Here is a 20,108-nt window from a genome sequence, read left to right as displayed (position 1 = left end):
CGTCGTTCAAGGCTGGCTGGAGCCGCTGGTGCGCGACGGCGCCTGTCCGGCCAGACAGGCGGCCGGAGGCAGGCTCAGTTCGCTTCCACGGTCGAAGCCGGAGCGTCCATCTTACCGCGATCGCTCCGCACCCGCTCAACGTGCGGTTTCGACCACGAACCGGTGATGGCATAGTCGCGCGCGAACGCGTGCGAGACGGTCTGGCTGAAGGCGACATCGGCCACCAGCGCGCCCAGCCCGAGCAGCGGATTGATGACCGCCGCGGCAATCACGCCGGCGCCGGCGCTGATGGTCGGCACGACCCGCACGCGCAGATCCTGGCTTTCCTGAGCGAGGTCGACCGAGCCCTTCATCTCGGCGCGCGCCGGCGCGGTCACCAACTCGAAGTTGTCGGTGCGGCCGATGCCGTTGTGAATCTGCGCGGTGCCGGTGACATGTTCGAACGGCAAGCCTTCGCCGATCACGTCGCGGAAATTCAGCGTCGCGAAGCGCGCGAGGCTTTGCAGGCTAAGCACGCCCAACAGCTTGGCGACGCCCGGATCGACCTTGAGAATCTGGCCGTGACGCAGATCGACGGCGAGATTGCCGTTGAAGGTCGGATAGTCGATCTTGGTCGGGCCGCCTTGCCACACCACCTTGCCCGACAGCGAGCCGGCGCCGCCCTTGAGCGTGCGCGGCTGACCGAAGCGCTCGAGCAGCGCGCCGGCGTCCTTGATGTCGAGCTTGAAATCGAACACAGTGCGGCGCGGCGTGGCTTCGTCGGCGCTGTTGCCGAGTTCGGTCGAAGTGCGCCAGTTCGCGGTGGCGGTCAGCGTGGCGGCGGAGTTCGTGATGTCGAGCTTGTCGAGTTGCCAGACCGGCACGCCGTTTTCGTCGAAGTTGTGCGCGTCGACTTCGAGCCGGCCGACGTTGCGGTCGCGGAAGATCAGTTCGTTGACCACCAGATCGATGGACGGCATGTTCTGCGCCGGCGCGGACATCGCCTGGCCGATCAGGTCCTTGTCGGTGGCCGACGGAATCACCACGCGGGCGAAGCGCGCCTGCAGCGTGCCCGGCGATTCTTTCGTCGCGCCCGGCAGCCACGATACATGGCCCGACACCTGGTTCGACGCGATGTTCGCCTGCCACGTGCGGTCCGTATGGGAAGCGCCGACGATCACACTGTCCCAGTGGCGCTTGAGCAGCGTCAATGTGCCGATGTGCAGCGCGAAGCGGCTCGGCAGGAATTGCGTGACGGTCGGATTCGGCGTGACCGGCGTCGCCGCGGCCGGCGCGGGCGCTTCTTTGCTGCGCATCTGCGTGATCAGCGCGCGCCACGCGTCCGCGTCGAATGTGTCCAGGTCGACGGCGGCGATTACGCCTTCGGACGGCAGGTCGGCCGGCTTGTTCACGCCGATCGCGCCGCGCACGACCGTCGGCGTCGTTTGCGGCTGATAGCGCAGCAGATAGGTGGCGGCGATCGGGCCGAAGGTGAGATCGGCGCGTTCTAGTCCCGCTTCGCCCGAGGCAGCGGCCGGGCTGACGGCGAAACGCAGCGGCATCGGCGTGCCGACTGGCTTGTTGAACGGTGCGGGGAAGTCGAGCGCGAGGCCGGTCAGGTCGGAGTTCGCTTTCACTTCGGGCAACCGTCCCCTAGCGCCGCGCACATTGAGCGCGTAGGGCGCGCTGCCGCTCATGCGCGTCAGCACCTGCGCGGCCGGGCCATGCAGATCGAGACCACGCGCCGCGTCGACAGCGATATGGCCGCGGAGGTCGAGCGCGTAGGTGCCGTCCTGCTTCAAGCCGCCGTTCGCATGCACGTCGCCGCCGAGGAACTGCCCGGAGAGCCGGTCCACCTGCGCCGTGTGCTCGGTGAAATGCACCTTGCCCTTGAGTTGCGACAGCGGCGGCACATTGTCGACGCTCAAGCGGTTGTTCTGGAAGCCGAGCGCGCCTTCCACGGCGACGTGCGGCTTCGGCGTGCGCGGCACCGTGAGTTGCAGCGCGAGCGACGCTGGCCCTTCGGCGCGCACCTTCTCGGTTTCATGCTTCGCCATGATGCCGAGCGAACTGGCGTTCACATAGTCGAGCATGTCGGCGAGCGGGCCGTGGCCATCGCCCTTGATGACGAGGCTCGACGCTTTGGTGCCGAGATCGTCGATCCTGCCACTGACGCCCATCAGCGCGACCTGCTTGTAATGCGCCCGTTCGACGTCGAAGCGCAGCACGTTCTGCTTGAGCTCGAACACGCCGTCGATGCCGTCGAGCGCCGGCCACACGTTCGGCGTGCCATTGCGCATCTTGCGCGGCGGGAAAGGCGTCGGATCGAACTTGCCGCCCTTGAACGGCGCAACGATATGAAACAAGCCGGCGCCCGGATCGCGCGAGTAGGGGAACTTGGTCAGATCGCCGTGAATTTCGATGGTCGCGCCGTGCGACATGCCGGCCTGCAAGCCGTGGCCGAGATAGATGCGCAGCTTTTCGCTGATGCTGGTCGGCAGATAACGGACGATGCGCTTCACCTGCGCGCGCTGGAAGTCGGCTTTCAGATCGAGCGAGCCGCGTCCGTGGCCAGGGTTGCTGTAGTCGGCGGAGGCGCTGGCCGCGACGTCGGCATTCGAGACGCTGAAATCGGCCAGCTTCACGGTGAAGGCGGGGCGGGCTTCGCCCGGCTTCTTCGGCGTGATGGTCCAGTCGGCGCGGCCATGCAGATAGTCGAGCTTCAGCCGCGGATCGTCGAACACGCCCGGCAGGGTGATGGCGACATTGGAGGTGTCGAGCAGGGCGGTGCCGCGGGTTTCGTCGGCATCGACCTTGCCCCACAGATTCTCGATGCCGGGAATGCCCGCGCGCGGGTGGTTCAGCGGCGTGAGCCCCGGCGGCGGTTCCTGGGCGGCGACGCTGATGCCCTGCAGATCGCCCTTGAAACGATAATGTTCGATCGGTTCGGCGCCGCTCGGGTGACGGTCGCTGCCTGCTTCGCCGGATTCCGGCTTGCCGCGCTCGACTTCGATCACATAGTTGGCGACCAGACCGCGGGGATTGAAACGCACGAGATTGTTCAGCAGGCGTCGCGGCAGCGGCAACGCGCGGCTGAATTCGGCGAGGATGCCCAGATCGACGCGATCGCCGCTCACGCTGACGAGCTGTCCGTGTTGCTGCGAGGCGGTCCGGTAGCGGCCATCGAGCGTGGTGAGCGCCAGCGTACGGGTGAGCGGCGTGCCGTCGTCGAGCGGCGGCTGGCCGAGTTCGGCGTGCAGATTGGTCAGTTGCAGTTTGTAGTCGCCCTCGTCGGCTTCGAGGCGCCATGAAAAATTGGCGACTGGCACGAGCAGCTTCGGCTGGGTCGGACGCACCCGCAGGGCGACATCGGTGCCGGCCAATTGGCCGCCGGCTGACTTCATGCGGCCCTCGGCAAAGTCGATCCAGATGGCGTTGTCGATACGGCCGGCAAACGTCTCGATCGGGAAATTGACGTAGCGCGCGAGCGTCGGCAGATCGACGGGGCCGGTCGAGACGTAGACCTGGCCGGTCCAGTTGATCGGCTTGCCGATCGCGGAGAGCCGTGCGTGTTTGAAGTGCGTGCGGAAATCGAGCGGCCCGTGCAGGACCTGGCCGTCGGCGGGCGCCTGCAGCGCGAGGCGGTGATCGTAGCCGTCGTTGAGGATCGCGATACGAATATCGCGTAACGCCAGCTCCGGCGCGTCATGCTGCGCATCGCGCCAGCGCAGCGCGCCGCCGCGCACCACGATCGCCTGCTGGCGCAGCAGCCAGGTGGACAACGTGTCGTTGCCGCTGTGACGGGTCGGCACCGGCACGCCCGCCACCGAGAGCACGCCGTCGCTGCTGCGCGACACCAGTACGTCCGGCTGATCGACGATCAGACTGGAGAGCGCGGGATGAAACTGCCAGAGCGAGCGCCACGAGAGCGTGGCGGTGGCGTGCGGGATTGTCAGCGCGGCTTTGCCGTCGTGATCGCGGATCACCAGGTTGGTGACGTCGAGGCCAGGCTGGAAGCCGCTCCAGTGCGGCGCGAGCTTGCCGATGGTGAACTGCGCGTGCAGCTTGTCGGAAATGGCCGCTTCGATACGCGGCCGGAACGAGTCCACGCGCGGCAGCACCACGTAGCGCAAGCCGAGAAACAGACCCATCGCAATGAAGTACAGGACGAGCGCTAGCGCGAGGACCACGTGCAGGATCCGACGCAGCACGATGTGGTCGCTTCCGCTCACAGGCCGGACCTGCACAGTTTCGCGCGGATCGGCGGATTCGTTTCGCTCGGACATGCTGCGGCGGGTGGGCGTATGGTAGTTTTGCGAATTAACGACGAAATGTAACACACGGGAAAGCGTAGGCGGACCTCCTGCAAACCCTGTCTGCATGCCGCCTCGCGACCTGCGGGAGGCGGCCGCGACCGCCGCTGCCGTGTACTACTGCGAACTGAACCACGCTGATCAAGCAACGAGCGAGCCAGACCCCTGATGACTGACGCCACTCTCCTGAGTTCCAACTATTCACACTACGCGGCGCGCGCTGCGGCTGCCCGTCCGAAACTCGTGGCGCGGGTGGCAGCGCTCGCGTCCGGGCCGCTTACTCGCGAGCGTATCGACGCCCGTTTCGACGCTTTGTGCGCCGAAGCGGCCGGCGCGACCGACGCGCCATTGAATGAAGATGCACTCAAACGGGCCTTGCGCCAATTGCGCACCGAGGTCTTTTGCGCCGTGATGGAGCGTGATCTGGCGGGCGAGGCGGATGTTGCCGAAGTCACCGGCGCGATGACCGACCTGGCGGAGACGACGGTCCAGCGCGCGCTCGCTGTTCTGTCAGCGGAGCTCGAAACGCTATATGGCGAGCCGCGCGGGCCGCAAGGCGAACGGCTTTCGCTCGGCGTGGTGGGCATGGGCAAGCTTGGCGGGCGCGAGCTGAACGTGTCGTCCGATATCGACTTGATCTTCATTTATGAGGAGGACGGCGAGACCTCGGGCGGCCAGCGTTCGCCGATCGCCACGCAGGAATTTTTCACGCGCCTCGGCAAACGCCTGATCGGCGCTCTCGCCGAAGTGACCGGCGACGGCTACGTGTTCCGGGTCGACATGCGGCTGCGGCCGAACGGCGACTCGGGGCCGCTCGTGTGCAGTCTCGGCATGCTCGAAGAATATTTCTACGTGCAAGGCCGCGAGTGGGAGCGCTATGCGTGGATCAAGGGGCGCCTCGTGTCCGAAGGCGCGAGCGATGCGGCGCAGCGGCTGCAGAAGCAACTCGATGCGATCGTCATGCCGTTCGTCTATCGCCGCTACCTCGACTTCGGCGTGATCAGCGCGATTCGCGCGCTGCATCTGCAGATTCGTCAGGAGGCGCAACGGCGCGCGTCGATGCGGCCCGACAAGGCCGACGACATCAAGCTCGGGCGCGGCGGCATCCGCGAAATCGAATTCAGCGCGCAGGTGTTCCAGTTGATCCGCGGCGGCCAGGACGCGGGCTTTCGCGTGCGGCCGACACTTGCGGTGCTGCGTCACGCGGCCACGCATGGGCTGCTCGACACGTCGGTTTGCGTGAAGCTCTCGCAGGCTTATCGCTTCCTGCGCGAACTCGAGCATCGTCTGCAATACCGTAACGATGCGCAGACCCATGCGATGCCGGTCGATCCGGAGGACCGTTCGGCGCTTGCCCACGCAATGGGCTGCGACGACTACGCCGCGCTGATGACCAAGCTCGATGCCCATCGCGAATTCGTCGAACAGCAGTTCGACCAGATTTTCGCTGACAAAGTGAACGGCCGCGACGGCTGTGGCGCGCCCGAAGACGGCGCAGCCGCGTGGGTCTGGAGCAGCGCGCTTGCCGACGACAGCGCCGACGAAGCCCTGCAGTCGCGCCTCGTCGAACTCGGCGTGGCCGAGCCGGGCGAACTGGTCGCGCGACTGCGCGCGATCTGGCAGTCGTCGCGTTACGCGGGGCTGGCCGAGCGCAGCCGGCAACGTTTCGACATCGTCGCGCAACGGGCGCTGGAAGCCGCCCGCACGCTGGAACCTGCGGAGCGCCGCGGCGATACGGTAGCGCGTTTCTTCAACCTGCTCGAAGCGGTGAGCCGGCGCGGTGCGTACCTGGCGCTGCTGACCGAATATCCGCAAGCGCTGCATCGTGTGCTGTCAGTGCTCGGCGGTTCGCGGTGGGCGGCGGGCTATCTGATCCGCCATCCGCAACTGCTGGACGAATTGCTGGACGACGAAGCGATCAATAGTCCGTTCGACTGGCCCGAGTTCAAGCGCACATTGCGCCTGCGTCTGGCCGCGGCGGACGGCGTCGAGCAGCAAATGGATCTGTTGCGCCATGCCCACCAGGCCGAGGTGTTTCGCATTCTGCTGATCGATCTGGCCGGCAAGCTGAGCGTCGAGCATGTGAGCGACCGGCTGTCCGAACTGGCCGACGCCGTGCTCGACGTCACGCTCCAGGCCGTCTGGAACCAGTTGCAGAAACGCCATCGCGACGTGCCGCGTTTCGCGGTGATCGCGTACGGCAAGCTGGGCGGCAAGGAACTGGGTTACGCATCTGATCTCGATTTGATCTTCCTCTACGACGACCCCGACGATGCCGCAGCCGACGTCTATGCCACTTACACGCGCCGCCTGATCACCTGGCTGACGACCGCAACCGGCGCCGGCACCCTGTTCGACGTCGACTTGCGTCTGCGGCCGAACGGCGAGTCGGGCCTGCTCGTCACCGATCTGGACGCGTTCCGCCGTTACCAGCTGCGCGAGGGCGACGCGGCCAATACGGCATGGGTCTGGGAGCACCAGGCATTGAGCCGCGCGCGTTACTGCGCGGGCGACGCCGAGATCGGTGCGAAGTTCGAGGCCATCCGCGAACGGGTGCTGACTACGCCGCGCGAAGCGGCGCCGCTCATGAAGGAGATCGTCGAGATGCGCGCGCGCGTCGAAGCCGGGCATCCGAACCATACGGCGCTGTTCGACCTGAAGCACGATAGCGGCGGGATGGTGGATATCGAATTCACCGTGCAGTACTGGGTGTTATTGCACGCGGCGAGCGATCCCGAACTGATCCGCAATACCGGCAACATCGCGTTGCTGCGGGAGGTATCGCGCTTCGGCCTGATGAGCGAGGCGGAAGCGGAGACAGTGGGCGCGGCGTATCGCACTTACCGCAAGTTGCAGCATCAGCTGCGGCTGGATGGGATGGAGAAGGCGCGGGTCGAGCCGGCGCTGGTGGCTAAGGAGCGGGAAGCGGTGCTCGCGCTGTGGAAGCGCGTGTTTGGATGAGGGTTGGTCGGGAGTTCGCGGTTTGTTCAGCTCGGTGCCTTGCGGTGCCTTATACAGCGGCGTGAGCGAATTCGCGGCGTTCGCTCTCCGAAACGGCATGAAGGGTGGTGAGGTGAGGCGCGGCGAAGCAAGACGTCAGGCGGGCTCACCTACGATCGTTCGCCGCCGCGGGCGTTGTGCCTGCGAGCCGCATGGGTGCCGGTTTCTCGCGACCAACCAGGCGGCTAGCTTTTCTGCGCGAGACGCAGATGGCGACGGCATTCCCAGCCAACGAACAACTACGCCGCCAGCATTTCCTTCGCGTGTTTCCGCGTGGTTGGCGTGATCTCCAACCCGCCGAGCATCCGCGCGACTTCTTCGACGCGGCTCGCCTTGTCGAGCGAAGTCACGCTGCTGACCGTGCCGCCTTTGCCGTTGCCCGCCTTCGCCACCTGGAAGTGATGGTCGCCGCGTGCGGCGACTTGCGGCAAGTGCGTTACGCACAGCACCTGGCGTTGCTGGCCAAGCTGATGCAAAAGCCGCCCGACCACTTCGGCGACGCCCCCGCCAATGCCCGTGTCCACTTCGTCGAAGATCAGCGTGGGTGTCGGGCTGGCGGCGCTGGCAATGACCGCGAGCGCGAGGCTGATCCGCGCCAGTTCCCCGCCCGAGGCAACCTTCGCGAGCGGCCGCAGCGGCACGCCGGCATGACCGGCGACGCGGAACTCGACCTGTTCGAGCCCATGCGCGCCGCCTTCGGGCAGCGGCACCAGCGCGACTTCGAAGCTGCCGCCTTTCATCGACAGTTCCTGCATGCCGGTGGTGACCGCCGCTCCCAGCGCCTTGCCGGCCTTGGCGCGCGCCTTCGAGAGTTTCTTCGCTTCGGTCAGGAAAGCTTCCTTGGCCTTGGCTTCGGCTGCGTGCAGGCTGTCGAGGTCGGCGGCCGCGTCGAGCGCGGCGAGTTGCGCGCGACGCGCCTCATGTTCCTCAGGCAACGTCTGAGGCTGCAGACGAAACTTGCGTGCGGCTGAATGCAGCACGTCGAGGCGTTTTTCGACTTGGGCGAGCCGGTCCGGATCGAGTTCGAGCTTTTGCGCGTAGTGGCTCAGCGAATAAGCCGCTTCCTGCAACTGGATTTCGGCGGGCTCCAACGCGGCCAGTACGTCGTTCAAGGCCGGGTCGATCTCGGCCAGATCGCGCACCTTCGAGACGATCGAGGACAGATGCGTGATCATGGCCTCGTCCGATTCGGACAGTGCGCCGAGCGCGCCCTGCACGCCGTCGATCAGATTGGCCGAATGCGACAGCCGCCGATGCTCGGCGTTGACCTCTTCCCACTCGCCCGGTTGCGGCGCGAGCTTGTCCAGTTCGGTGAGTTGCCAGGCGAGACGCTCGCGTTCGAGTTGCAGTTCACGGTCACGCGTTTGCGCGTGCTCGACCGCCTGAACTTTCTCGCGCCACGTGCGCCATGCCCGCGTGACGCTTGCCGCGGTGTCCGACAGGCCCGCGTGGGTGTCGAACAGTTCGCGTTGCGCGTCGGGGCGCATCAGCAATTGGTGCGCGTGCTGGCCATGAATATCCACCAGCATCTCGCCGACCTCGCGCAACTGCGCGAGCGTGGCCGCGGTGCCGTTAATAAAGGCGCGCGAGCGGCCGTTGGCATCCACCACGCGCCGCAGCATCACTGTGTTGCCGTGATGGCCGTCCTCGCCGGTCGTGCCGAGCGCCTGCTCGTCGAGCCATTGCTCGACCTGCGCATGGGTCTCGAACTCAGCGGCGAGGTCCGCCCGGCTTTCGCCAGTGCGCACGACGTTCGCATCGGCGCGGGCGCCGAGCGCGAGCGCCAGCGCGTCGATCAAAATCGATTTGCCGGCGCCGGTTTCGCCGGAGAAAACAGTAAAGCCGCTGTCGAATTCGAGGTCGAGCGCGGCGACGATGACGAAGTCGCGTATCGAGAGGTGGCGAAGCATGGAGGTCGTCTGGTGAGCTTGATGTTCGGGTTTCGGCAGCGGCGGCGTTCGCGTTCCGGTGTGCTCGCCGCTCAGGGCTTGGAGTCTTCTTCGTGCGACGGGTATTCGTTCCAGTGCAGTTTCTTGCGCAGCGTGGTGAAGAAACTGTAGCCGACCGGATGCAGCATCGGCACCGTATGACGCGAGCGGCGCACTTCGATCGTGTCGCCCAGTTCGAGCGAGGTGAACGACTGCATGTCGAAATTGACATTCACTTCGCGCCCCGAAACGATCTGGATGCTCACCTTCGAGTCGTCCGGCAGCACGATCGGCCGGTTCGAGAGCGCGTGCGGCGCGATCGGCACCAGCACGATGCCCTGCAATTGCGGATGCAGAATCGGCCCTTGCGACGACAGTGCGTAGGCGGTCGAGCCGGTGGGCGTGGCTACGATCAGACCGTCCGAGCGCTGGTTGTACATGAAGCGGCCGTCCACCGAGACATGCAGCTCCGCCATGCCCGAAAAGCCGCTGCGGTTGACCACTACGTCGTTGAAGGCCAATGCGTGATAGATCGGATTGCCGCCGCGCATGATGCGCGCTTCGAGCAGCACGCGTTCCTCGCGTTCGAAATTGCCGGACAGCATTTGCGGCACGATCTCGCGCATGTCGGAGATCGGAATGTCGGTGATGAAGCCGAGCCGCCCGTGGTTGATGCCGATCAACGGCGTGCGGTAGGGCGCGAGCTGGCGGCCGATGCCGAGCATGGTGCCGTCGCCGCCCAGCACGACCGCGACGTCAGCGCGCGCGCCGATCTCGGCGGGACGCAGCGCCGGGTAGTCGGTGACGCCGATCTCGGCGGCCGTGTCTGCTTCGAATACGACCTCGAAGCCGCGCTTCGCGATGCACGAGGCGAGCGCGGTCAACGGCTCGGCGATGCCCGGCGTATTGTTGCGCCCGACGAGCGCGACGGTCTTGAACTGGCTGGTCACTTGCATGCCGGCATTACACCATAGGTAGGGCCTGAAAAGAACCGCAGACAGACCCGGTAGCGGGCCGGCGCGCGCGGGCCGTCAGCGCATCTCGCGATTATCGTTAGAATGGTGAAGCCTTGATGACATGTGCGCCGTGTAAAGTGCGGCGGGGCGCCGGCAGCCGGGCCGCCCGGAAGGTGGCTCGCAAAGTGGTCAGCAAGGTGGTCCGAACAGCGCCGGGCGGAACGCCGGCTTGCGGGCCGGACCGAAGGCAGTGCGCCGCCCTGGCAAACGGCGGCTCGTTCGTCAGGGATGGGTGCCCCTAGCGCTCGCGGTAGTCGTGCCATTGAGCTAAAATTTTCTCTCATGCTAGATCCTCGCGCACAAACCCTCCTAAAAACGCTGATCGAGCGCTACATCGCCGAAGGTCAGCCGGTCGGCTCGCGCACGTTGTCGCGCTATTCGGGCCTGGAATTGAGTCCGGCAACGATCCGCAACGTGATGTCCGACCTCGAGGATCTCGGGCTCGTGATCAGTCCGCATACTTCCGCGGGCCGCATTCCCACTCCGCGCGGTTACCGTCTGTTCGTGGACACCATGCTCACAGTGGAGTCCGCCGCGGACGAAGAAGCCGTGACGCGTACCGTCAAGACTACGCTGCAGGCAGGCGAGCCGCAGAAAATCGTTGCGGCGGCGGCCAGTGTGCTGTCCAACCTGTCGCAGTTCGCCGGTGTGGTGCTCACGCCGCGGCGCAGCCACGTGTTCAAGCAGATCGAATTCATGCGTTTGTCGGACAAGCGCATTCTGCTGATCATCGTCACGCCGGAAGGCGACGTGCAGAACCGCATCATGGCGACTCAGCGCGACTTCTCGCCCTCGCAACTGGTCGAAGCGTCCAACTACATCAACGCGCACTTCGCGGGCCTGTCGTTCGACGACGTGCGGCGCCGCCTGCGCGAAGAAATCGACGCACTGCGCGGCGACATGACCACGCTGATGCACGCCGCCGTCACGGCCAGCACGGACGAATCCGACACGGGCGAAACCGTGCTGATTTCCGGCGAGCGCAATCTGCTCGAAGTGGCCGACCTTTCGTCGGACATGGCGCGCTTGCGCAAACTGTTTGATGTGTTCGATCAAAAGACCAGTCTCCTTCAGTTGCTCGACGTGTCGAGTCACGCGGCGGGCGTGCAGATTTTCATCGGCGGTGAGTCGAATCTCGTACCGATCGAGGAAATGAGCGTGGTCACCGCGCCTTATGAGGTGAACGGCAAGATCGTCGGCACGCTCGGCGTGATCGGGCCGACTCGCATGGCCTACAACCGCGTGATCCCGATTGTGGATATCACCGCGCGCCTGCTTTCGCTGACACTCAGCCAGCAGTAGGCGGCTTCGACTCCTGGGCCGCGGTCGCGCGTGGCTCCTGCTCCTGCTGCAGATAATGCGTGACGGCGCGCGGCTTGCCAATTGGCCGAATGGCCAGGGGTGTGCGGCGGACCGGTGCATGGACCGCGCCGCTATAATGAATCCCACCTCAACCGACTCTCCGCCAATACCGGTACTTTGCTGCCTATGCGCTTCGACCTCGAGCGGCCCTCACAGAACGCCACGTCGCACCGTGTCGCCGTGCTGCTGATCAATCTCGGCACACCCGACGCGCCGACGCCGCGCGCGGTCCGCCGCTATCTCGCGCAGTTTCTGTCCGATCCGCGCGTGGTCGAAATTCCGGCGCTGCTCTGGCAGATCATTTTGCGTCTGCTGATTTTGCCGTTTCGGGGCGTCGCCTCCGCCAAGAAGTACGCCGCGGTGTGGATGCCGGAGGGCTCGCCGCTGCGCGTCCACACGGAGAAACAGGTGGAAGGCCTGCGCCATCTGTTGCAATTGAACGACTACACGGTGCTGGTCGATTACGCGATGCGCTACGGCACGCCGGGCATCCCGGCGATGCTGAATCAGCTCAAGCTGGCGGGCGCGGAGCGCGTGCTGTTGATGCCCATGTATCCGCAGTACTCGTCGTCGACCACCGCCACCGCGTTTGACGACGCCTTTTCGGCGCTCAAGCGCATGCGCAATCAGCCGGAAATCCGCACAGTGCGCCAGTACGCCGACCATCCGGCCTACATTGCGGCGCTTGCGGCGCAGGTGCATCACTATTGGCATCAGCATGGCCGGCCGGATTTTGCCGCGGGCGACAAGCTAGTGCTGAGTTTCCACGGGGTGCCCAAGCGCACGATGGATCTCGGCGATCCGTACCACGAGCAATGCCAGCAAACCGGCGCGCTGCTGATGCAGGCGCTTGAGCTGACGCAGGTGGAATGCCGAATCACGTTTCAGTCGCGCTTTGGCAAGGCCGAATGGCTGCAGCCGTACACGGCGCCCACGTTAAAGGAACTGGGCGCGGCGGGCGTACGGCGCGCCGACGTGTTCTGTCCGGGCTTTACGGCGGATTGCCTTGAAACCATCGAGGAAATCGGCATGGAAGTGAGCGACGAATTCCTCCATGCAGGCGGCAAGGATTTCCATCGGATTCCCTGCCTCAATGCCTCGCAGGCGTGGATTGCCGCGCTGGGCGAAATCGTTGCGCAGAACCTGCAAGGCTGGCCGGTGCAGGCGTTGCCGGTGCCGCATACGACAGGAGCTTGAACAGGCTCATGAACTACAGGATTGCAACTGACCCGGGCGCGAAGCTGCGCATCGACAAATGGCTCTGGGCGGCGCGCTTCTTCAAGACGCGCTCGCTCGCGGCGGACGCCGTCGAAAAAGGGCATGTGCGGATTGGCGGCGCCAGCGTCAAGCCGGCTAAAGACGTGCGGGTCGGCGACCTGGTCGAAATCGAGATCGAGCGGATTGTGTGGCAGGTGGAGGTGCTGGGCGTGTGCGACGTGCGCGGTCCGGCGAGCGTCGCACAAACGCTTTATGCGGAGACCGAAGAGAGCAAGGTGAAGCGGCAGGTCGAACAGGAGCGGCGCAAGACGTATCGCGAACCGGCGGCCGCACTGCATGGCCGGCCGACCAAGCGCGACAGGCGCACTATCGACAAACTTTCAGGTGGGGGTTGAACAGCTGTTCCATGGTCGCGTGCACACCGCCGTATTCGGTGGTGTGGTCGTTGACAGCCCCGGACATACAGATGGTCGTGGTGCCCGCAATCAGAACCAATGCGACCACCGAGATTGCAAAGGTCAGTTTCACGGTACTCCCCTTGGGAAGGTTCAGGATAAAGACGGGCAAATCGGGTGGGAATTGCAATATATCGGAAAGGTTTACGTCAGATTAGGGTTAACGTGTCTTTTCCGATGCTTAAGTGGAGCATAGGCCACTTGTCAGCAGCACTCAATCTCAATCTGATTGCGCAGCAATAATGGTTGTAACCGGGCATTTCCGCGGCTCATCCGCGGTGCGAAAAGTTCCGGGAGAACCGCTTGAAATGGTTGCTCCCGGCCTCATCTGCCGTTTTGATTGACGGTGACTCGCGAAGTTGTCTGTCGCGATTTTGCAACGCACAAACCGCGCCAGGTTTGATGTGCTGCCGGCCACCGTTGGCTTTTACCTCGCTTTCACCTATTTAACGACTTTCAGCGACATGGAAAACACGCAAGAGAACCCGACGAGCCAGAATCCCACGCCCGCCGACGAAACCGCGCGCCAGGCCGCCGAGGCCGCAGCACCTCAGCAGGAAGCGGCGGCCAACGCCGCAACCGACTCGCCGGTCAACGCAGAGCAGACGGCCTTGGCCGAAGCCGAAGCGAAGATCGCCGAGTTGCAGGAGAGCTTCCTGCGCGCCAAGGCTGAGACCGAAAACGTCCGCCGCCGCGCTCAGGAAGACGTCGCCAAGGCGCACAAATTTGCAATCGAGAGCTTCGCCGAGCATCTGCTACCGGTGGTCGACAGTCTCGAAGCCGCGGTCGCCCACTCGTCCGACGATCTGCAGAAGGTGCGCGAAGGCGTCGAGCTCACGCTGCGCCAGCTCACCGGCGCGCTGGAAAAGGGCCGCGTGGTCGCCCTGAATCCGGTTGGCGAGAAGTTCGATCCGCACCGTCATCAGGCCATTTCCATGGTGCCGGCCGAGCAGGAGCCGAACACCGTGGTAGCCGTGCTGCAAAAGGGCTTCGTGATCGCCGATCGCGTGCTGCGTCCGGCACTCGTGACCGTCGCCGCACCGAAGTAAGCGCAGAGGATTCGGTAAGCCGCTTCGTCCGGCAGGCAATGCGCTCCATGGCAGACCTCCCGTCGACGCCACCGCCCTCGGCCTCAACGGCTTCACAGCAGCGTTGACGGGCATCGCGAACCCGGCTTGTGCTTTATCGTGCATGGTCTGCCCTCATAGTTTTCTGCTGCGCAAGCGACTCGGCTGGCAAGGCCTTGAGCAGTTCGAACCTGCGGCCGCGGTCACCGCCGCACGGGGAGAGGATTCGGGCCGACACACGGGCAAAATGCCCGGCGCCACGAACTGTGCCCAGGCCGATGGAACGAATTCGGGCAAAAGTTCGCCCGATTGAAAAAAATTAAAGACCGCATCGTAAAAGAGGTCTTGAAAACGATGCGGACGCACTTATGTTGAGTGCAGGTAGGAATTGAGAGCGGATCGCCTTACGGCCGGCAGGGCAAACAAGGCGCTTCCCGCAGCGATCAAAGTTAGGAGAATAGGAAAAATGGGCAAAATCATCGGTATCGACCTGGGCACGACCAACTCGTGCGTGGCGATCATGGAAGGCAATTCGGTCAAGGTGATCGAGAACTCGGAAGGCGCGCGCACCACGCCGTCGATCATCGCTTACATGGAAGACGGCGAGATTCTCGTCGGCGCACCGGCGAAGCGTCAGTCGGTCACGAATCCGAAGAACACGCTGTACGCGGTCAAGCGCCTGATCGGCCGCCGCTTCGAAGAAAAGGAAGTTCAGAAAGACATCGCGCTGATGCCGTACAAGATCATGAAAGCCGACAACGGCGACGCATGGATCGAAGTGCGCGATCAGAAGCTCGCGCCGCCGCAAATCTCGGCGGAAACGTTGCGCAAGATGAAGAAAACCGCTGAAGACTACCTCGGCGAGCCGGTCACCGAAGCCGTGATCACGGTTCCCGCGTACTTCAACGACAGCCAGCGCCAGGCCACCAAAGATGCAGGTCGCATCGCCGGTCTGGAAGTGAAGCGGATCATCAACGAACCGACCGCAGCCGCTTTGGCATTCGGTCTGGACAAGGCCGAAAAGGGCGACCGCAAGATCGCGGTGTATGACCTGGGTGGCGGTACGTTCGACGTGTCGATTATCGAAATCGCCGACGTCGACGGTGAAATGCAGTTCGAAGTGCTCTCCACGAACGGCGATACGTTCCTGGGCGGTGAAGACTTCGACCAGCGCATCATCGATTACATCATCGCCGAGTTCAAGAAAGAGCAAGGCGTGGATCTGTCGAAAGACGTGCTTGCGCTGCAGCGCCTGAAGGAATCGGCTGAAAAGGCGAAGATCGAGCTGTCGTCGAGCCAGCAAACCGAAATCAACCTGCCGTACATCACGGCCGACGCATCGGGTCCGAAGCACTTGAACCTGAAAATTACGCGCGCCAAGCTGGAAGCGCTGGTTGAAGAGCTGATCGAACGCACGATCGAACCGTGCCGCGTGGCGATCAAGGACGCGGGCGTGAAGGTCGGCGAAATCGACGACGTGATTCTGGTCGGCGGTATGACCCGCATGCCGAAGGTGCAGGAAAAGGTCAAGGAGTTCTTCGGCAAGGATCCGCGCCGTGACGTGAACCCGGACGAAGCCGTGGCCGTGGGCGCCGCGATTCAAGGCCAGGTTCTGTCGGGCGACCGTAAAGACGTTCTGCTGCTCGACGTGACCCCGCTGTCGCTCGGCATCGAAACGCTCGGCGGCGTGATGACGAAGATGATCAACAAGAACACCACGATCCCGACCAAGCACGCACAGGTCTACTCGACGGCTGACGACAATCAGGGCGCCGTGACGATCAAGGTGTTCCAGGGCGAACGCGAAATGGCAGCCGGCAACAAGCTGCTGGGCGAGTTCAACCTCGAAGGCATTCCGCCGGCACCGCGCGGCACGCCGCAGATCGAAGTGAGCTTCGACATCGACGCGAACGGCATTCTGCACGTCGGCGCGAAAGACAAGGCGACCGGCAAGGAAAACCGCATCACGATCAAGGCGAACTCGGGTCTGTCCGAAGCCGAAATCGAGAAAATGGTGAAGGACGCCGAAGCGAACGCGGAAGAAGATCACAAGCTGCGTGAACTGGCCGATGCTCGCAATCAGGGCGACGCGCTGGTCCACAGCACGAAGAAGGCGCTGACCGAATACGGCGACAAGCTGGAAGCTGCCGAGAAGGAAAAGATCGAAGCCGCGCTGAAGGACCTCGAAGAAACGCTGAAGAGCGGTTCGGCGGACAAGGCTGCGATCGAAGCCAAGATCGAAGTGGTGGCCACCGCCTCGCAGAAGATGGGCGAGAAGATGTACGCCGACATGCAGGCTGCGCAAGGTGCCGAAGCTGCGGCCGCTGGCGCGGGTGCAACGGCGGGTGGCGCGAGCCAGCAGCAGGACGATGTGGTCGACGCCGAGTTCAAGGAAGTCAAGAAAGACTAAAGCCAGGTCGCGTTTCGACCGTAAAGCCGCACACAGCCCTGTGTGCGGCCCGGCTGCACCAGAGACTGCGCCCGCGTGCCGGACATCGGGACAGCAAACGTGCAAGAGCGGTTATCTCGCCTGGCGAGCCTTTTAGGCTCTCCGGGCACATTTGTTTTATGGAGGGCGTTGTTTTGTACCGCATTCAGGCGGCATGAAACAGCGGCCGGACGAGTCGTGAGACTCCAGCATTCAAGAGGAGCCACCGTGCGCATTGCGCGAGTGGCGTTGAACCGATATGGCGAAACGGGATTACTACGAGGTTCTGGGCGTCGCAAAGAACGCGAGCGACGACGAAATCAAGAAGGCTTATCGCAAGTTGGCGATGAAGCACCACCCCGACCGCAATCCGGGCAACAAGGATGCGGAAGGGCATTTCAAAGAGGTGAAGGAAGCCTATGAAATGCTCTCGGACTCGCAAAAGCGTGCCGCGTACGATCAGTACGGCCACGCGGGCGTCGATCCGAACATGGGCGGGGCCGGGGCGCAAGGATTCGGCGGTTTTGCCGACGCATTCGGCGATATTTTCGGCGACATCTTCGGCCAGGCGGCCGGTGGCGCCGCACGCGGCGGCGGCCGCGCTGGTCCGCAGGTGTACCGCGGCGCCGACTTGCGCTACAGCATGGAAATCACGCTGGAACAGGCCGCGCACGGCTACGACACGCAGATTCGCGTGCCGAGCTGGGTATCGTGCGAAATCTGCCACGGTTCGGGCGCCAAGCCCGGCACCAAGCCGGAAACCTGCCCGACCTGTAGCGGTTCGGGTTCGGTGCGGATGTCGCAAGGCTTTTTCAGCATTCAGCAAACCTGCCCGAAGTGCCACGGTACCGGCACCTATATTCCTGAACCGTGCGGCCACTGCCACGGCGCGGGCAAGGTGAAGGAAACCAAGACGCTGGAAGTGAAGATCCCGGCGGGTATCGACGACGGCATGCGGATCCGTTCCGCCGGCAACGGCGAGCCGGGTATCAACGGCGGCCCGTCGGGCGATCTGTACGTCGAGATTCACATCAAGCAGCACTCGGTGTTCGAACGCGACGGCGACGATCTGCATTGCCAGATGCCGATTCCGTTCACCACCGCGGCGCTCGGCGGCGAAATCGAAGTGCCGACGCTCGCGGGCCGCGCCAGCTTCACCGTGCCGGAAGGCACGCAGTCGGGCAAGACGTTCCGTCTGCGTGGCAAGGGCATCAAGGGGCTGCGTTCGAGCATTGCCGGCGATCTGTACGTGCACGTGCAAGTCGAAACGCCGGTCAAACTCACCGAGCCGCAACGCGATCTGCTCAAGCAGTTCGAGAAGGCGTTGGTTGAAGGCGGCTCGCGGCATAGCCCGCAAAGCAAGAGCTGGTTCGACCGGGTGAAGAGCTTCTTCGATTAATGGCGGTTTGAAGTTGGCGGTAGGTATGACGGCAGATGAGCGCGGCACGGTGTTCGCGTTGCTCGACGATTGCGACGCGACGGCGGCGCGCCGTTCGAGTCGTCTGTACACGGGTTTTGTGCAGGAACGGGTGTGCGCGGACGCCGCGCAGCTCGAAGCCGTGTGCGAAACCGTGGCAGCGCAGACGCAGTGTGGTTTGCATGCCGTCGTGCTCGCCGACTATGAGTTCGGCCGGCATCTTCTCGGCGGAGATTCGAGCCAGTCTTTGAAAACGCAGCGTGGCGATGCCACGCTGCGTTTTTTATTATTCGAACGTTGCGAGAAGCTCAGTCGTGAAGAGGTCGACGCGTGGCTTATGGCGCGCGACGCAAGCGCGGTCGAGCCGTCCGTGGCGGGCACGATGAACGTGCGTGCGAGCGTCGACCCGGCTCAGTTCAACGCAGCGATCGATGCGATCCACTCGGCCCTGCGCGCCGGCGATTCCTATCAGGTCAACTACACGTACCGGCTCGGCTTCGATATCTTCGGCTCGCCCAGCGCGCTGTATCGGCGGTTGAGGGCGCGTCAGCCGGTACCGTATGGCGCGCTGATCGCATTGCCGGGCGGACACTGGGTGCTGTCGTGTTCGCCGGAACTCTTCATCGAGAAGCAGGGCGCGACGTTGCGTGCGCGGCCGATGAAAGGCACCGCGCCGCGCTCGGACGACCCGGCGGTGGACCGGCGTGCTGCCGAATTCCTCGGCAACGATCCGAAAAACCGCGCCGAAAACGTGATGATCGTCGACCTGTTGCGCAATGATTTGTCGCGGGTGGCGCAAACGGGCTCGGTCAAAGTGCCGGCGCTGTTTTCGGTCGAGCCGTATGCGTCGGTGTGGCAAATGACCTCGACCGTGGAGGCGGCGCTAAAGCCCGCCACGTCGTTCGCCCAGACGTTGCGCGCGCTGTTCCCTTGCGGCTCGATCACCGGCGCGCCGAAGCATCGCACGATGCAGTTGATCGATGAGCTCGAGAGCACGCCGCGCGGACTCTATACCGGCGCGATTGGTTGGCTGGACGCGCCTTCATCGTCGGCTGAGAATGCGGACGCGACCAGGCGCGACGCAAACCGGACCGGCTGCGGCGACTTCTGCTTATCTGTCGCGATCCGCACGCTGACGTTGAGTCCGTCCACGCAAACCGGTCATCTGAAAGGCAAGATGGGCGTCGGCGCGGGCATCGTGCTCGACAGCGTCGCCGCCGACGAATTTGCGGAGTGCCAATTGAAGGCCAGCTTTCTGACCGGCGCCGAGCCGGGTTTCGAGCTGTTCGAAACGATGTATGCGACGCGCGAAGAGGGCGTACGGCATCTGTCCCGCCATCTCGCGCGACTGTCATCGAGCGCCGCGACGCTCGGCTTCAGGTTCGACGACGCAAACGCCATTAGCTCAGAGATCGCCACGAAATGCGCGTCGCTGCCCGCTGAAACGCCGCATCGCATGCGGCTTGCGCTGAGCAAAAACGGCACGATTCAGATCACGGTCGCGGTGTTGACGGCGCTAGCCGAACCGACCGTCGGTGTGATGCTTGGACCCGATCACGCATTCCCTGCAACCGACGCCGCCGACCCGCTGCTGCATCACAAAACTACGCGCCGCGCCGAATACGATCGTGGCTGGCGTGAAGCCGAAGCAAAGGGCGCGTTCGACACGCTGTTCTTCAACGCGCAAGGCGAGTTGACCGAAGGCGGCCGCTCGAACGTCTTCGTGAAACTGGCTGGCCGCTGGTGGACGCCTCCGCTCGCGTCGGGCGTGCTGCCAGGCGTGATGCGTGGCGTGTTGCTGGATAGCGCGTCGGAACTGCAGGCGGGCGAACGTGTGCTGACCCGGACCGATCTGCAAAACGCCGAAGCGCTAATGGTGTGCAATGCGCTGCGAGGCGCAGTACCGGCGCGGATCGTGAACTGAT

12 protein-coding genes are annotated in these 20,108 nt (G+C 64.1%); 8 read left to right on the top strand and 4 right to left on the bottom strand.

The window, feature by feature from the left end; translation table 11 throughout:
• Positions 1-74: 74 nt before the first annotated feature.
• Positions 75-4,265 (bottom strand): YhdP family protein, encoded by a 4,191-nt coding sequence (locus ACFSNN_RS13230; RefSeq protein WP_134457098.1) that lies wholly within the window; start codon positions 4,263-4,265, stop codon positions 75-77.
• A 195-nt stretch (positions 4,266-4,460) separates the two neighbouring features.
• Here ACFSNN_RS13230 and glnE point away from each other — a divergent pair, with 195 nt between their 5' ends.
• A complete protein-coding gene (gene glnE, locus ACFSNN_RS13225; protein ID WP_134457097.1) occupies positions 4,461-7,253 on the top strand; it encodes a bifunctional [glutamate--ammonia ligase]-adenylyl-L-tyrosine phosphorylase/[glutamate--ammonia-ligase] adenylyltransferase in 2,793 nt (930 codons plus the stop codon).
• A gap of 278 nt (positions 7,254-7,531) precedes the next feature.
• Here the strand turns inward: glnE and recN are convergent, their stop codons facing one another.
• Together recN and ACFSNN_RS13215 are read right to left on the bottom strand one after the other, a co-directional pair.
• On the bottom strand, positions 7,532-9,202 hold the full coding sequence (gene recN, locus ACFSNN_RS13220; RefSeq protein WP_134457096.1) for a DNA repair protein RecN: 1,671 nt from the start codon (positions 9,200-9,202) through the stop codon (positions 7,532-7,534).
• A gap of 71 nt (positions 9,203-9,273) precedes the next feature.
• Complete coding sequence (locus ACFSNN_RS13215) at positions 9,274-10,176, bottom strand: NAD kinase (RefSeq protein WP_012431791.1); 903 nt, start codon at positions 10,174-10,176, stop codon at positions 9,274-9,276.
• 342 nt (positions 10,177-10,518) lie between these two features.
• Here ACFSNN_RS13215 and hrcA point away from each other — a divergent pair, with 342 nt between their 5' ends.
• From hrcA to ACFSNN_RS13200, 3 genes are all read left to right on the top strand, one after another.
• Positions 10,519-11,538, top strand: a complete 1,020-nt coding sequence (hrcA, locus tag ACFSNN_RS13210) for a heat-inducible transcriptional repressor HrcA (RefSeq protein WP_012431792.1) — start codon at positions 10,519-10,521, stop codon at positions 11,536-11,538.
• Between the two features lie 186 nt (positions 11,539-11,724).
• Entirely contained in the window at positions 11,725-12,795 is a 1,071-nt protein-coding gene (gene hemH / locus ACFSNN_RS13205) for a ferrochelatase (RefSeq protein ID WP_134457095.1), read from the top strand.
• 8 nt (positions 12,796-12,803) lie between these two features.
• Complete coding sequence (locus ACFSNN_RS13200) at positions 12,804-13,211, top strand: RNA-binding S4 domain-containing protein (RefSeq protein ID WP_116142839.1); 408 nt, start codon at positions 12,804-12,806, stop codon at positions 13,209-13,211.
• Here ACFSNN_RS13200 and ACFSNN_RS13195 read toward each other — a convergent pair.
• Positions 13,183-13,344 carry a hypothetical protein gene (locus ACFSNN_RS13195; RefSeq protein ID WP_012431795.1) on the bottom strand — a complete coding sequence of 54 codons (162 nt, stop codon included), beginning with the start codon at positions 13,342-13,344 and terminating at the stop codon, positions 13,183-13,185. The two genes, ACFSNN_RS13200 and ACFSNN_RS13195, sit on opposite strands and share 29 nt — an antisense overlap.
• 391 nt (positions 13,345-13,735) lie before the next feature.
• On the opposite strand from ACFSNN_RS13195, the gene grpE reads away from it, so the two are divergent.
• The 4 genes from grpE to pabB all read left to right on the top strand — a co-directional run bounded on the left by grpE (position 13,736) and on the right by pabB (position 20,107).
• Positions 13,736-14,320: a nucleotide exchange factor GrpE gene (gene grpE, locus ACFSNN_RS13190; RefSeq protein WP_134457094.1), complete on the top strand. Its 585-nt coding sequence runs from the start codon at positions 13,736-13,738 to the stop codon at positions 14,318-14,320.
• 484 nt (positions 14,321-14,804) lie between these two features.
• On the top strand, positions 14,805-16,748 hold the full coding sequence (gene dnaK / locus ACFSNN_RS13185) for a molecular chaperone DnaK (RefSeq protein ID WP_134457093.1): 1,944 nt from the start codon (positions 14,805-14,807) through the stop codon (positions 16,746-16,748).
• Between the two features lie 277 nt (positions 16,749-17,025).
• Complete coding sequence (gene dnaJ, locus ACFSNN_RS13180) at positions 17,026-18,165, top strand: molecular chaperone DnaJ (protein WP_012431798.1); 1,140 nt, start codon at positions 17,026-17,028, stop codon at positions 18,163-18,165.
• A 25-nt stretch (positions 18,166-18,190) separates the two neighbouring features.
• A complete protein-coding gene (pabB, locus tag ACFSNN_RS13175; protein WP_134457092.1) occupies positions 18,191-20,107 on the top strand; it encodes an aminodeoxychorismate synthase component I in 1,917 nt (638 codons plus the stop codon).
• Position 20,108 lies beyond the last annotated feature (1 nt).

The organism is Paraburkholderia dipogonis (assembly GCF_042680985.1).
Lineage (GTDB): Bacteria > Pseudomonadota > Gammaproteobacteria > Burkholderiales > Burkholderiaceae > Paraburkholderia > Paraburkholderia phytofirmans.
Note: the sequence above shows the minus strand (reverse complement) of the source record. Positions and strands in the feature narration are given on the sequence as shown.